Below are 14,426 nucleotides of genomic sequence, written 5' to 3'. Positions count from 1 at the left end.
CAATCAAATTGTTCAAAGATAAAGCGCTGTTGCCTGTTTTGTGATCAATGTAAGTATCCTAGTAACAGTGCCTCGTCACTAATTAGATAAGTTGTCATGGTCGTTGAAATGGTTGTGCTTTAAAACAGGCAGTAAAAAAGCGCCGTTTTGGCGCTTTTTCATGTATAGCTATTGATGCCTAATGTGACAGTGACTGTCGATCTCGAAATGCTTGCTCTGCAATATTAAACTGCCTGACATCCATGCGCGCAAACTCATTGCAACTTTCACATGAGTGGTGCGATTTCCCATCAATATATTCGTGTTTTATTAATAGCTTTGGTTGTTTACACCAATCGCAAATACCTTCAATCGTAAACATGTTTTCTCCCCACCTAGAAGATTTAGGTGTAATTTTCGCGGCGCATTATCCCATATAAAAGAGAATTAAGTTAACTATTTGTTACTTTAAGTGAGATGGAGATCGATTGCGTTGTCTATCTTTAGCGAGTGTTTTAATCGCGAGCGGTAATATTTCGCATTAAAAATAACATTTACTTAACGTGAGGCAGGATGATTTTTAACGCACCATTGAGTCGTTTCATTTCGTCTTGTGAGCCTTGAAGATCTGGGTGGTATATTTTGCACAGTTGCTTGTAGCGAAGCTTGATGCTTTTTTCATCGGGAAGTTCACTGGGTTTAAAGCCAAATAATGCACAGGCTAATAGTAATTTTTGATCCTGAGATTGAGCCACATGATTGTTTTGCAGTCTTTTGATCTCTTTGAATAAGCTTTCAAGCTGCCTTTTTTGCTGTTTGATCATAAAGGCCTGCGATTCGATTTCTTGCTGGTGTTGACTATTTTTATCGTGTTGTTGAGTCTTACGTTTTCGGCTCCAGAAGCGGAAAAGATAGATAAGCATCAAAAGGAGTAACATCAGCAACAACAGAGATAAGTAATCCGTCATGATAGAGCTTGTCGAGTCGTGCTCAACGGGTGCAGTGCTGACCACCATGTCAGCTTCATCGCTGCTGTCAAAAGCGCTGTCTAATTGGCTGATGGAGGAGACTTGTTTTGCACGTTGTTGATTGAATTTTTCTTGCAATACACGGGCATAACCCTCTTCGGCTTGGCTACTCTTACTTGCCGCAATGCGATACCACATTTCTGACAATTCTAACGCTGAGGGTGGCGAAGGGAGTGTTTCGTATGTTCTAGCGAGTTGTAATTGAGCATTCACATCGCCGCTAGTGGCTAAGTCTGTCAGCCAAAATAGAGCTTGAGGGATGTCTTTTGGGGTTCCTTGTCCCTTTAAATAGAGATTGACTAGCCTAGATTTGGCTAAGGGGTGTCCATTCTGCGCCGCTTGCTGAAACCAATAAAACGCATTGTTTAGGTTAACAGCAACTTTGTCCCCTTGCTGATAAGCCAGCGCCAATTGATATTGTGCATTTGAGTTTTGTTGCTGAGCTTGGGCAGTTAGCTCAGCAACAGGAGAAGCCAGTACTAATGAGGAGAAAAACAGGCACAAACTAAGGACAACTCTCAAATTTTCACCATGTTTTGTGGGGCTAATTTCTGTTCAAATAGTAGCGCATTTCTATCGAATGCACAGAGCAGAATAGCGCATTAATGGTTATCTAAGACGTTTTGGAGCAGGTGCGCCATCAATCGGTCGGTTTACAGATACTTTACGGCCTTTTTTTAACCCAGTCTCATAATCCGCGGTAATATTTTTCATGGCATCACGCAGCTGCTGCTTGAAGGTTTCACGGTCAATATTTTGAAACTCTTTATCAATGTAATTATTGATTTTGTTATTGGATTCATCATCGGCGGTGATCACTGGAAGCTTTTCTAATGCCCCTTCAATCCAACCCGAAACGAATGAATTGACGCGCCGTGTGACTTCCATGCTGGAAGTGCCACTACCCGCGAAACTATTTCGAAATTGGCCTGTGTGCTCGTTCATTTCTCGGTAAATGATATCAAAAGCGAAGGCGGCAAAAATAGCGCGATCGGCCTCACCAATAAACTCAACACGTTTGAGTCCTTTATGATTGAGTAGCACCGCTTCTACACCAAACTTAGTATTGATACCGCGGATCACTCGCAGTAGTGATGAGGTGATCGATGCGGGTAGTAAATGGGTTGATTGGGTTTTGCCCATCTTGATAAATTCGATGTCATCTTTATCAAGCCCATACTTCAGCATCAGGCTATGCGCCATCTTGATGGCATTGGCCGCTTCATTCACATTCGCGGAATTACCAAGTTCAAGACATTTAGCGATCTTCTTTAGAGCTTTCTGTTTATCCATTAATTCGCAAATACAATTCTACAACTTCAGAAAAGTCCGACATTTTAGCGGTTTTATGCTGGAAGTGAAAGCGAAGTGGAGAATCGCTGCCCAAAATCAGGCAGCGAGTCGAGAGGAGGTTGGTGGTTTAAATACCAAGTTCATCCAATAGGTCTGTAGTCAAATCATCATCACTGTTGTTTTGCTTGTCGTTTTTTGCTTTGGCAGACAGTTTTTGCTGAGTCGCTTCTAAAATTGAATCAGGGCTTTCATCTTCTTGAACTTCAAACTCTTCAAGTTGGATGAATTCGGTTTTATCCATTGCCAGTTCAAGATAGAAAATATTATTACTTTCTGTCGAGAAGGTAACTCGGCGTGCTTGTGGACGATCTAAATTAGTATCCACCGACAAAATTACCTGTTTGTTGAGTGACAGCATCTTCGGTTGGTTTTGGGTAATGTTGGTTTGCAGTTCTTTGCGGATTTTATTTGTGAAGTCGCCTACGAGTTGATTCATCAATTCGCCCAGTACATCGCCCACCTCGTCAGAAGTGTGCAGCACGGCCAGCTCTTCTTCTGGCATTCCCATGTTGCGCATATAACTGGTGTAAATTTCCAGCGCAGCCTTGGCCGTAAAGTTAATAACAACGAGCCCAGAGAAGCCACCATCAAACAAAACGAAACAGCCGAAATCTGGCTTTAGTGACGTTTTGTTGATTTTTTGTACCATCGCTGAGTAAGCAATGTTGGTCGCCGTTGCAGAACTGAGCACTCCTGACACTGATTGACAAAGCTTAAGCAAAATATCTTCAGTGGTAACAATCTTGTTTTTTTTCATTCTGATATCCGTAATGTGCATTGCAGTTTAAAAGCGGTATTTAACTCTCTATATCAATATATAAAGCATAAAGCGTTAATTAACTATATATAGCTAAAATGTTGTGTACAGGAAAAATGTCGTACTGATGACTTTTTAGAGAGATTCATTCTTGCATTGAGATTCTGATTTGATCACCTTTTTAAATGTTGTAAAGTGACGAAATTCAAAGATTAATATCAAAATAACCATTAACCCACAGCTGATTGGATCAGCGCAGTAGGGGCAGGAAGCAAATGTTACCAAGACTTCATTACCAAACGGACGTTGATCCCGTCGTTTTGAGCTTTTTACAACAGCTCGAAAATGAAGGGTTTAGCGGCGATATCGAATCACAATACTCTAGCCGGCTTGCCGTTGCGACTGACAACAGTGTCTATCAGCAATTGCCTCAAGCGGTTGTTCATCCCAAATCAACCCATGACGTAGCACTTATTGGTAAGATTAGCTCAAAACCAGAGTTTGAGAGAGTCACTTTTTCACCGCGCGGTGGTGGCACTGGTACCAATGGCCAGTCGTTAACCAAAGGTATTGTGGTTGATTTATCTCGTCACATGAACCAAGTGCTTGAAATTAATGCTGATGAAGGTTGGGTAAGAGTACAAGCTGGCGTGGTGAAAGACCAATTAAATGATGCGGTCAGACCATTAGGTTATTTCTTCTCACCGGATCTTTCGACCAGTAACCGAGCCACACTTGGTGGCATGATCAATACCGATGCGTCAGGGCAGGGCTCTTTAAAATATGGCAAAACGTCGGATCATGTCTTGTCTCTGCAAGCCGTTTTTGCCGATGGCTCGGTACTTGAATCGGATCTCTCATTAGGCTTGCCTGAAAGTGGTACTTTTGCTGCAAACGCTTTGCAAGTGACCGAAGTGGTATGCCGTGACAAGCGCGAACAAATTGTGGCGAAATTTCCACCTCTTAACCGCTTTCTGACGGGCTACGATCTTAAAAATGCGCTTGATGAAGAAGGTGATCACTTTAACCTCACTCGGGTACTTTGTGGCGCAGAAGGCTCTTTGGTCTTCATCACAGAAGCAACCTTGAATCTGACGCCTATCCCCCAAGCTCGCACCTTAGTCAATGTGAAGTACAACAGCTTTGATTCGGCATTGCGTAATGCCCCTTTAATGGTAGCGGCCAATGCGTTATCGGTTGAAACCGTCGATTCCAAAGTATTAAATTTAGCTAAGCAAGATATTGTTTGGCATAGCGTCAGCGAGTTATTAGCGGATGTTCCGGGCAAAGAGATGCAAGGCATCAATATGGTCGAATACGCAGGCCAAAGCGAGCAAGAGGTCGCCGCGCAGGTCGCTTCATTGACGCAGCGTCTTGATCAGATGCTTGAGCAAGAACAAGCGGGCATCATTGGCTATCAAGTGTGCAGTGATTTGGCGAGCATTAACCTGATTTACAACATGCGCAAAAAAGCGGTGGGGTTATTAGGGGCGGCCAAAGGGAAGGCTAAACCCGTTGCTTTTACTGAAGATACTTGTGTTCCTCCTCAACACTTGGCTGATTTTATTAGCGAATTCCGTACCTTGCTGGATGGCAAACAGCTCAGTTATGGCATGTTTGGCCACGTGGATGCCGGCGTGCTGCATGTGCGTCCTGCTTTGGATTTGTGTGACCCACAGCAAGAGCTTCTGATGCATGAAGTGTCTGATGAGGTGGTCAAACTGGTGGCAAAATATGGCGGTTTAATGTGGGGCGAACATGGCAAAGGTTATCGCTCCGAATATGGCCCCGCGTTTTTTGGTGAGGAGCTATTTACTGAATTACGACGCGTTAAAGCCGCCTTTGACCCGCACAATAAAATGAACCCCGGCAAAATATGTACGCCACTTGAGACCAATTTTGAATTGGTCAAAGTCACGGACACCAAACGCGGCTATTTTGATCGTCAAATCGATGTGAAGGTTCGTGACAGTTTCAAACAGGCGATGGAGTGTAATGGTAACGGTTTATGCTTTAACTATGACACCAGTTCGCCGATGTGCCCGTCGATGAAAGTCACGGCGGATCGTCGTCACTCACCGAAAGGCCGCGCCGGTTTGGTGCGTGAATGGTTACGCCAACTTACCGAGCAGGGTGTGGATATTCTCGACCTAGAGAAGCAAGTGTTGGAGTCAAACCCAACCATCAAAACTATGATTGATCGCGTGCGTAACTCTTTCAATAAATCGCGTGAGTACGATTTTTCACATGAAGTGTATGAAGCGATGAATGGCTGTTTGGCGTGTAAAGCGTGTGCTAGCCAATGTCCAATCAAAGTCGATGTGCCGAGTTTTCGCTCTCGTTTTTTAAATATCTACTACTCACGTTATCAGCGTCCGGCTAAGGATTATCTCGTCGCGAATATTGAAACGCTTTTGCCGGTCATGGCAAAGGCTCCGCAAGTGGTGAACGGGGTATTGGCTCATAAATGGGTACAAAGCCTCACCGCTTCAACAGTTGGTTACGTTGATGCGCCCTTGCTTTCGGTACCGACGTTGGCAAAGCGTGTCGCAGGCCAAGTGGTGAAATTCGATATGCAGCGCCTCGATGGGCTGTCACAGCAAGATCGCGCTGAACATGTGATTATCGTTCAAGACCCATTCACCAGTTATTACGATGCTGAGGTGGTTGAAGATTTCGTGCAATTGCTGATCAAATTAGGCAAAAATCCGATACTGTTGCCATTCAAACCCAATGGTAAAGCGCAGCATATCAAAGGATTTTTAAAGCAATTCACAGCCACTGCGAAAAACACCGCTGCGTTTTTGTCGCAGGTAGCGGATCTCAATATTCCAATGGTCGGTGTCGATCCAGCGTTAGTGCTTTGCTACCGTGATGAGTACAACGAAATTCTTGGCGATAAGCGTGGTGAGTTTGATGTGCTGACTGTTCATGAGTGGCTGTTGCCACGTTTGTCGGAGTTTAACCATCACCAAAACCACAGTGACGCGCCTTGGTATCTGTTTGCTCATTGTACGGAAAAGACCAAACTACCGAATGCAGAAAAAGAATGGGGCGCGATATTTAGCCATTTTGGTTCTCAGTTAAAAACGGTGCCAGTTGGTTGTTGTGGCATGGCTGGAACCTTTGGCCACGAAAAGGATAAGCTGGAGATGTCGAAAGATATTTATGGTTTAAGCTGGAAGCCAAGTTTAGAAAAACTGCCCAAAGAGCGTTGCTTGATCACAGGGTATTCCTGCCGCAGTCAAGTGAAACGATTTGAACAGGTAAAACCCAAGCATCCGTTACAAGCTTTACTGGCATTGTTGTAAACCCTAAGCCCAGACCTTACTGGGCTTTTTACTATACTGTCGATATTGGTTTGGAGCGAAGCACAGTCAGGTGGAGCAGCATGGAAAAATTTGAACTGAAAATACCCCCAGTGGCGATATTTATTGTGGCGCTACTGTTGATGCATCGTATCTCATACAGTTTTGAGTTTGCAAGCCTCGCTTTACCTCTGCCTCGAGTGGTCTTTGCGATTTGCTTTGTTTTATCTGGCATCGTTGGTTTACTGGGGATTTACGAATTTCGTCGCAAGAAAACTACGGTCAATCCAACCAAACCAGAAACGACATCGTGTATTGTGGATAGCGGTATCTACCGTTATTCGCGTAATCCGATGTATCTGGGGCTCTTTTTCCTGTTGTTTGGCGTGGCTTATTGGCAACACAATGGGTTGAGCCTCGTGGTCGCATTTTTATTTGTGTGGTTTATGAATCGTTTTCAGATTTATCCAGAAGAGCGAGTGCTGGAAGCGCGTTTTGGCGAAGAGTATGTCGATTACAAGCAGCGTGTCAGGCGCTGGATATAGTTGAATGTCGTAAGGCATCCGAAATCAAAAGCCCCGCAAGAATAGCGGGGCTGCAATCTATACAACGAACATGGTTCTATACAACAAATATGGTTCTAGATAATGGGCAAAAGAGCCCAAGCCATAGTGAAAAGAATACGGTTAGGCTGCTTTTGAAAATTGAGCTAAAAACATCTCTTTACGTTCATTGAAGCGATTAACTAAGTCATCGACTGCTTCTTGGTCATAAGGTTTCAGGCCACTAGCTACCATGCGCTTTACCCCTTTCCCTACGATTTGACCGTTTTCTTTAAAGGCAAAGTTAAGCGTGACAATGCCACGTTTACCGTCAACATCAAACGTCGCACCAGAAAACTCAACTTCAGGTGAAGAGAGGTCTAAACGTTCAAATTCCACTTCCATGCTTTCATAGATGACTAATGGGCGCTGGCAGTTAATCATCATTTGCGCTTCTTCCATCAATGGCACCATGATGTGCGGGAAGTTCATACCAGAAAACTGCACATAGTTCGTCACAACGTGTTCGATAAATGCGGTGTTGTGGCTTACTTGGCCTTCACGGCTCATGTGTAGATACTCTTTGCCCGCAGTATCGACAAGAGCGCTCTCTTTCATACACTTATTTTCAATGTGCAGTGCAATGCCATCGCTGACCATGCCTGAAAAATCAAAACGCATCTTTTGGCTAATGCCTTCTTTTTGCAGCAATACTGCAAAGAGCAAATCGCCCGGAACACAGAAACGCTTGCTGTCTTCGTCGTGGATTGGGTTGAAATCTCCCGCCACTTTTTTAGCAAAGTGACTCGCTTGTTGGCGAGTGAACTGGAATTTTTGATCTTGATGAGAGAAATAAGATGTAAGAGACATAATGCACGCTGTATAGCCAAAACTGACGCGATTATAAGTCAACTCCACTCGATGAATGGTCCAATCAGTAAAAAGAGCCTCACAGAGAGCGAGGCTCAATAGCGTAACATTATAAGCTAGGGAGAAGATTTTCCGGCATGAGCGAGTTATGTACCGCCAGTTCTAACAAGGTATTGGCTTGTTCAATGTCTGGCGAGAAGTAGCGATCCTTATCGTAAAACGAAACTTTTTTACGCAGGATTTGTTTCGCTTCTTCGACTAATGCGGAGGATTTATTGGGTGCCCTGAAATCGAGCCCCTGCGCGGCAGAAAGATACTCGACCGCTAAAATACCACGCGTGTTTTCGCTCATATCACGCAGACGACGACCAGCAAACGTTGCCATCGACACATGATCTTCTTGGTTGGCTGAAGTGGGTAAGCTGTCAACCGAAGCCGGATGGGCGAGCGTTTTATTTTCACTGGCTAGCGCTGCCGCCGTCACTTGCGCAATCATAAAGCCAGAGTTAACGCCACCGTTGTCCACTAAAAATGGCGGAAGCTTGCTGAGCGCGCTGTCAATCAAGAGTGCCATGCGTCGTTCTGACAAACTGCCGATTTCGGCAATTGCTAGCGCCAAGTTATCCGCAGCCATCGCGACAGGCTCTGCATGGAAATTACCGCCAGAGATGATGTCGCCATCGTCTGCAAACACCAGAGGGTTGTCGGAAACGGCATTGGCTTCCACTTCTAGCGTTTCAGCCGAATTGCGAATTTGCTGTAAGCACGCGCCCATCACTTGTGGTTGGCAACGCAGTGAATACGGATCTTGTACTTTTTCACATGCGGTGTGGGATTCACCAATCTCGCTGCGGTTGTCAAGTACATGGCGATAAGCGCTGGCGGCATCCATTTGCGCGCGATGGCCGCGAACGCGATGAATGCGCGGATCAAACGGGCGGCGACTGCCCAGCGCCGCTTCGACCGACATTGAACCACATACAATGGCGGAGGCAAATAAGTCTTCTGCGGCAAATAACCCCTCTAGGGCAAATGCGGTAGAGGCTTGTGTGCCATTGAGTAGCGCGAGCCCCTCTTTTGGCGCTAAAGTAATAGGAGTTAGCCCTGCGATTTTCAACGCGTCCAGTCCAGAGATAATTTCGCCGTTGTGGCGAGCTTGCCCTTCGCCGAGCAGTACCGTACTCATGTGTGCTAAAGGCGCTAAATCACCCGATGCGCCAACCGATCCCTTTTGTGGAACACAGGGGTAGACTTGGTGATTAACTAACGTCATCAAGGCGTTGATCACCTCAAGCCGAATACCGGAATACCCACGGGAAAGGCTATTGATTTTGAGTACCATCATCAAGCGAACGGTTTCATCCGCCATGAATTTACCAATACCCGCAGCGTGTGAAAGCACGATGCTGCGCTGCAAGGTTTCTAAATCTTCAGGGGCAATTTTAGTATTGGCAAGTAGGCCAAACCCCGTATTGATACCATAAACAGTACGATTTTCGGCAATCACTTGTTCAACGACTTGTGTGCTTGCTTCAATACCCGCTATCGCGCTGGAGTCGAGTGATACGGTGACCGGCTTTCGGCTTACTTGACGCAGTGCTTTTAAGCTCAATTGGCCCGGTTTAATAACAAGATTTAACATGTTTTTTTTGTCCTTACTTCAGTTGCGCGAGTTCATGGTTGAGCATTGGCAGGTCGAGCTTTTGTTCTTTAGCACAGCGTTTCGCAATGTCATAACCTGCATCAGCATGGCGCATGACACCTGTGGCTGGGTCGTTATGTAAAACACGTGCAATACGTTGTGCTGCGTCATCTGAACCATCGCAGCAGATCACCATGCCAGAGTGCTGAGAAAAGCCCATACCTACGCCACCGCCGTGGTGGAGTGACACCCAAGTTGCGCCACCGGCGGTATTGAGCAGTGCGTTGAGCAGCGGCCAATCGGAAACAGCGTCTGAGCCATCTAGCATACCTTCAGTTTCACGGTTTGGGCTTGCTACCGAGCCGGAATCTAAATGGTCGCGACCAATCACGACTGGCGCTTTTAACTCGCCACTTTTCACCATCGCGTTAAATGCTTGGCCTAAACGTTCGCGATCTTTCAAACCCACCCAACAGATGCGAGCTGGTAGGCCTTGGAATTGAATGCGTTCGCGCGCCATGTCTAGCCAGTTATGTAGATGAGGGTTATCAGGGATTAACTCTTTCACTTTTTGATCGGTTTTATAAATGTCTTCGGGATCGCCAGACAGGGCGACCCAGCGAAAAGGTCCAATCCCCTCACAAAACAGTGGGCGAATGTAGGCTGGTACGAATCCTGGGAAGTCAAAAGCGTTTGCCACTCCTTCTTCGAGAGCCATTTGGCGGATATTGTTGCCGTAGTCGAGTGTGGCAGCGCCGCGTTTTTGCAGCGTTAACATCGCTTGAACTTGGACGGCCATCGATGCTTTGGCCGCCTTGACCACTTGGCTTTCATCTTGAGTGCGCATTTGAGCGGCGTGTTCCATGCTCCAATTTAAGGGTAAATAACCATTGAGTGGGTCATGGGCCGAGGTTTGGTCTGTCACCACATCGGGGGTGATATTACGCTCAACTAGCTGTGGAAAAATATCAGCGGCATTACCTAACAAACCGACAGAAATCGGTGTCTCCGAGCTATCGATCATCGCCAAGGCTTCATCTAAGCTGGTGGCTTTTTTATCGACATAACCAGTGCGTAAACGGTAGTCGATGCGCGATTCATCACACTCGACCGCAATCATGGAAAACCCAGCCATGGTTGCCGCTAATGGCTGAGCGCCGCCCATGCCACCTAAGCCGCCAGTCAACACCCAGCGGCCTTTTGCGCTACCAGCAAAATGCTGTTTAGCGATGGCGACGAAGGTTTCGTAAGTACCTTGTACAATGCCTTGTGAGCCGATGTAGATCCATGAGCCAGCCGTCATTTGACCGTACATCATCAAACCTTGCTTATCGAGCTCATTAAAGTGCTCCCAGTTGGCCCAATGTGGTACAAGGTTTGAGTTGGCAATTAGCACACGTGGTGCATTTTTGTGCGTCGGGAAAACACCGACAGGTTTGCCTGATTGAACCAAGAGCGTTTGATCCTCTTCAAGGCGTTCAAGCACTTCAACAATTTTATCAAAGCACGGCCAATTTCGGGCCGCGCGGCCAATGCCACCATACACCACAAGTGCATGTGGGTGCTCTGCAACGTCTGGGTCAAGGTTGTTCATGAGCATGCGCAGTGGCGCTTCGGTTAACCACGATTTGGCTCGAAGTGTTGTACCGTGAGGGGCGCGAATGGTGCGCGTGGTATCAAGACGTTGCTCTTGAGTATGGGGTTGCGTCATGTTGAGACTCCTTGTGTTTCACAATGTGGCGCTATTGTTGTTATGGTGCCAGTATCGGGTTTAGTGAGGTGTAGCGATTAATCGTCGGTCATGGCATTGGCGATATCCCAACACAGCCTTGCCGCGAGACGAGCAGTTTGATTGTCTTGGTCAAATTGTGGGTTGTATTCGGCAATGTCGGCAATTAACAGCTTATTTTTGTGGTAGAAAATTTTGTCAAAATAAGGGGCAAGCGCTTCATAACTTACGCCACGTGCCGCTGGGGCGCTGACTCCCGGCGCCGTTGCAGCTGGAAAGACATCTAAGTCAATTGTCAAATAGAGATAGTCACACTGGTCAATGAAGTGTTGCAGTTCACGCAGATGATCAATCGGGCTCAGTGCTGAAAACTGATTATCTTGCATATACCAAACGCCCAGTTCATCGGCTCGTTGAAACAGTGCAGTCGTATTACTTGCTCGGCTCACACCTAAGCAAGCGTGATGAAATGGCCATTGATTTTGCTTGCACCATTGATGAATTTGATTGAAAGGAGTGCCCGAGCTAGGTCGCACCGAAGCGATCTCTGACTCAAAAGCACGCAAATCGAAATGTGCGTCAAAATTGATGATCCCAATCCGTGGTTGGCTGATGGCTTGTTGACTCAGATATTGCGCTGCGCCTTGAAACGTGGCCCAAGCGACTTCATGACCGCCACCCAGTACGATAACGGGCGTTTGTTTAAGCGTATGGGCAATCACATCAGCGCACTGTTGCTGAGCCAGCTCAAGTTCATCATCAATACAGCGAATATTGCCCAGATCAAAAAAGCGAGAGTGCTTATGCCAAGCCATGTTGGCCAGCGCTTGACGAATGGCATCGGGAGCCTGTTTTGCGCCAATGCGCCCTTTATTGCGGGCCACCCCTGCATCGCATTCAAAACCGATAATGGCAATGGCTTTCTCATCTTGGTTTTGTTGAATGGGTAGCGTATTGACGGTGCAACGTTGAGTTTGATGGTGAACGCGTGTACCTAACTCGCCATCTTCGGCATCGTGACGGCCTTGCCACTCGAAGCTGTGCTGAGTGTTGCTAAAGGTAGGGTTATTCATAGGTCAATGCTCCGTCAACTACGCGTGCATGCAAACGCGGTACGCCCACTTGATAACTTAAATCGGCTGGGTGGCTAATATTCCAAATGGCGAGATCGGCATCGTAGCCAGTGGCAATTTTGCCGCGAGAATCAGCAAAACCTAACGCTTGCGCAGCATGTTGAGTCACACCTCGTAAGGCTTCTTGGGGGGTTAAGCCAAACAGTGTGCACGCCATATTCATAATAAGAGTGAGGTCAGCAAACGGCGATGTACCGGGGTTGAAATCACTTGCGATGGCCATTGGAATATGATGCTGACGCAGTAAATCAATCGGTGGGCGTTGGGTTTCACGTAAGAAATAAAAAGCACCGGGCAGCAAGGTTGCCACGGTATTGGAACGGGCGAGTGCAAACACACCTTGCTCATCTAAATATTCGATATGATCGGCAGACAAACCTTGGTAATGTGCGGTTAAAGCGCTTCCCCCTAGGTTTGATAATTGCTCGGTATGACCTTTCACTTGCAGCCCATGCGCAATTGCGGCTTGGAACACTTTTTCTGTTTGTGCCAGCGTAAAACCAATCGATTCACAAAACACATCGACGCTCGAAGCGAGTTTTTGTTCGGCCACCAGAGGGATGATTTCCTGACAAATATGCTCAACATAATCGTCTGATCGGTGTTGATATTCTGGTGGAATGGCGTGAGCGGCGAGCAGTGTTGTGACGACTTTAATGCGGCGATGATCCTCAAGGTGCTTAGCCGCTTTGAGCATTTTTATCTCATCATGGAGCGTTAAACCGTAGCCCGATTTGATCTCAACGGATGTGACACCGGAACGCAGCAACCCCTCTAACCTTGGTAGTGCCAACTCAACCAATTGGTCAATGGATGCGGTGCGGGTGGCGTGGACGGTTGATAAAATACCGCCGCCTTGTTTGGCGATCGCTGGGTAGGGAACACCTTGCAAGCGCATTTCAAACTCATTGGCGCGGTTACCAGCATAGATAAGGTGGGTATGGCAATCTATCAACCCCGGAGTGATAAGCTTGCCTTGGCAATCTATGACTTTGTGTTCTGGCGCGGCGGCGATGGGAATGTGGCTATCAAAGTAGGCGTCAATTTTGCCCGCTTTTATCACCACAGTTTTAGGAGAGCTAGGCTGATAGCCAAGCTCTCCTTGTTCCATGCTGACGATACACGCGTTGGTCAGTATTAGATCCATCTTTATTGTCACCGTTATCGCTTAGTGCGCTGCTGATTTAAATGTATATACAAATAAATAAGGTAAAAGCGCAGGCGGTGCAAGATGAATGTTGCAAAAGTGTGATCGAATGTTGAAATGTGTAGCGTTAATCGAGCATCACTTTAGAGGTTAATTTGTATTTAGAGCCCGGGTGATAAAGCAGTGCAGAGCTGACTAACTTATCGCCACTCCAAGTGCGGCGATTGAGTAGTAAACAGGGTTCATTGACGGCCAGTTGCAACAATTGTTTGATGTGATGCTCGGCAATAATGGCTTCAACAGTGTGCTCAATTGCACTCAATGGGCAGTTTTGTGAAAGATATTGATTGGGCGTCATGAACGAGAAGTTTTGTTCAAGATAGTGGGGCGCGTAGCGGCTATTGACCCAGCGCACTTCAAGTTGTATCGGAGTGTCATTAGCAAAGTGAATGATTTCACTATAAAAAACAGAAGATCCTAGCATGACGCCGAGTTTGATAGCGACACTTTCATCTGCTGTTAACGCAAGTTGCTTTAAGACTTTACTGCGATATTGCTTCCCTCGGCTAGCGACCTCGTCAGCAATATTACGAATATCAAGTAACGGTGATTCCGCTTTGTCTTCTACAGCGCAAACAAAAGTACCTAGCCTCGGTCGGCGCTGCAGTTTTCCATCAGCCACCAGATCCCGTATCGCTTTATTCACCGTCATCCGACTCACATTAAATTGCTCGGTCAGTTCTAGCTCGGTGCTTATGCGTTGGCCGACAGGCCAGTGTCCGGATTCAATGTTATCTAAAATAAATTGTTTTATTTGTCTATAAAGTGGTGAGCTTGACATGGGCATGATGAGTTTTATTTGAATATACAAATAATTAACGAAGTCGCTGGGAAATGCAATATTTAGATAAGGCTTTGCGATCATCATCGGCCAAAAC

Annotated in this window: 12 protein-coding genes; 2 read left to right on the top strand and 10 right to left on the bottom strand. The window is 46.4% G+C overall.

Annotated features, from left to right (window positions below):
- Nucleotides 1-178: 178 nt before the first annotated feature.
- The 4 genes from B9J87_RS00060 to B9J87_RS00045 form a co-directional block, all read right to left on the bottom strand.
- Nucleotides 179-361 carry a hypothetical protein gene (locus tag B9J87_RS00060; RefSeq protein WP_010319035.1) on the bottom strand — a complete coding sequence of 61 codons (183 nt, stop codon included), beginning with the start codon at nucleotides 359-361 and terminating at the stop codon, nucleotides 179-181.
- A 172-nt stretch (nucleotides 362-533) separates the two neighbouring features.
- Entirely contained in the window at nucleotides 534-1,511 is a 978-nt protein-coding gene (locus B9J87_RS00055; RefSeq protein ID WP_026028924.1) for a J domain-containing protein, read from the bottom strand.
- A 105-nt stretch (nucleotides 1,512-1,616) separates the two neighbouring features.
- A complete protein-coding gene (locus B9J87_RS00050; protein WP_017042255.1) occupies nucleotides 1,617-2,300 on the bottom strand; it encodes a DUF2786 domain-containing protein in 684 nt (227 codons plus the stop codon).
- A gap of 127 nt (nucleotides 2,301-2,427) precedes the next feature.
- Nucleotides 2,428-3,117 (bottom strand): DUF3334 family protein, encoded by a 690-nt coding sequence (locus B9J87_RS00045; RefSeq protein WP_026028133.1) that lies wholly within the window; start codon nucleotides 3,115-3,117, stop codon nucleotides 2,428-2,430.
- A 275-nt stretch (nucleotides 3,118-3,392) separates the two neighbouring features.
- Here B9J87_RS00045 and ydiJ point away from each other — a divergent pair, with 275 nt between their 5' ends.
- The gene (gene ydiJ / locus B9J87_RS00040; RefSeq protein ID WP_176429444.1) at nucleotides 3,393-6,428 is read left to right on the top strand and encodes a D-2-hydroxyglutarate dehydrogenase YdiJ; all 3,036 of its coding nucleotides are present in this window, start codon (nucleotides 3,393-3,395) and stop codon (nucleotides 6,426-6,428) included.
- 50 nt (nucleotides 6,429-6,478) lie between these two features.
- Entirely contained in the window at nucleotides 6,479-6,970 is a 492-nt protein-coding gene (locus tag B9J87_RS00035; RefSeq protein ID WP_013856601.1) for a methyltransferase family protein, read from the top strand.
- Between the two features lie 141 nt (nucleotides 6,971-7,111).
- Here B9J87_RS00035 and B9J87_RS00030 read toward each other — a convergent pair whose 3' ends face one another.
- The 6 genes from B9J87_RS00030 to hutC form a co-directional block, all read right to left on the bottom strand.
- On the bottom strand, nucleotides 7,112-7,837 hold the full coding sequence (locus B9J87_RS00030; RefSeq protein WP_047688343.1) for a DUF3581 domain-containing protein: 726 nt from the start codon (nucleotides 7,835-7,837) through the stop codon (nucleotides 7,112-7,114).
- 109 nt (nucleotides 7,838-7,946) lie between these two features.
- Nucleotides 7,947-9,479, bottom strand: coding sequence for a histidine ammonia-lyase (gene hutH / locus B9J87_RS00025; RefSeq protein WP_094149130.1), 1,533 nt, complete (start codon nucleotides 9,477-9,479; stop codon nucleotides 7,947-7,949).
- 13 nt (nucleotides 9,480-9,492) lie between these two features.
- Complete coding sequence (gene hutU / locus B9J87_RS00020; protein ID WP_013856604.1) at nucleotides 9,493-11,190, bottom strand: urocanate hydratase; 1,698 nt, start codon at nucleotides 11,188-11,190, stop codon at nucleotides 9,493-9,495.
- A gap of 77 nt (nucleotides 11,191-11,267) precedes the next feature.
- Entirely contained in the window at nucleotides 11,268-12,281 is a 1,014-nt protein-coding gene (hutG, locus tag B9J87_RS00015) for a formimidoylglutamase (RefSeq protein WP_094149129.1), read from the bottom strand.
- The gene (gene hutI, locus B9J87_RS00010) at nucleotides 12,274-13,488 is read right to left on the bottom strand and encodes an imidazolonepropionase (protein WP_094149128.1); all 1,215 of its coding nucleotides are present in this window, start codon (nucleotides 13,486-13,488) and stop codon (nucleotides 12,274-12,276) included. Before hutI ends, hutG begins: the two co-directional genes overlap by 8 nt.
- A gap of 127 nt (nucleotides 13,489-13,615) precedes the next feature.
- Nucleotides 13,616-14,329 carry a histidine utilization repressor gene (hutC, locus tag B9J87_RS00005; protein WP_038148510.1) on the bottom strand — a complete coding sequence of 238 codons (714 nt, stop codon included), beginning with the start codon at nucleotides 14,327-14,329 and terminating at the stop codon, nucleotides 13,616-13,618.
- Nucleotides 14,330-14,426 lie beyond the last annotated feature (97 nt).

This window comes from Vibrio sp. V19_P1S1T109, assembly GCF_002241375.1.
Lineage (GTDB): Bacteria > Pseudomonadota > Gammaproteobacteria > Enterobacterales > Vibrionaceae > Vibrio > Vibrio anguillarum.
The sequence above is the reverse complement of the archived record's forward strand: the minus strand, read 5'-3'. Positions and strand labels throughout refer to the sequence as shown.

Coding starts and splice junctions, on each gene's coding strand:
- B9J87_RS00060 (WP_010319035.1), bottom strand. CDS start 361: ATGTTTACGATTGAAGGTATTTGCGATTGGTGTAAACAACCAAAGCTA.
- B9J87_RS00050 (WP_017042255.1), bottom strand. CDS start 2,300: ATGGATAAACAGAAAGCTCTAAAGAAGATCGCTAAATGTCTTGAACTT.
- B9J87_RS00045 (WP_026028133.1), bottom strand. CDS start 3,117: ATGAAAAAAAACAAGATTGTTACCACTGAAGATATTTTGCTTAAGCTT.
- ydiJ (WP_176429444.1), top strand. CDS start 3,393: ATGTTACCAAGACTTCATTACCAAACGGACGTTGATCCCGTCGTTTTG.
- B9J87_RS00030 (WP_047688343.1), bottom strand. CDS start 7,837: ATGTCTCTTACATCTTATTTCTCTCATCAAGATCAAAAATTCCAGTTC.
- hutH (WP_094149130.1), bottom strand. CDS start 9,479: ATGTTAAATCTTGTTATTAAACCGGGCCAATTGAGCTTAAAAGCACTG.
- hutU (WP_013856604.1), bottom strand. CDS start 11,190: ATGACGCAACCCCATACTCAAGAGCAACGTCTTGATACCACGCGCACC.
- hutG (WP_094149129.1), bottom strand. CDS start 12,281: ATGAATAACCCTACCTTTAGCAACACTCAGCACAGCTTCGAGTGGCAA.
- hutI (WP_094149128.1), bottom strand. CDS start 13,488: ATGGATCTAATACTGACCAACGCGTGTATCGTCAGCATGGAACAAGGA.
- hutC (WP_038148510.1), bottom strand. CDS start 14,329: ATGTCAAGCTCACCACTTTATAGACAAATAAAACAATTTATTTTAGAT.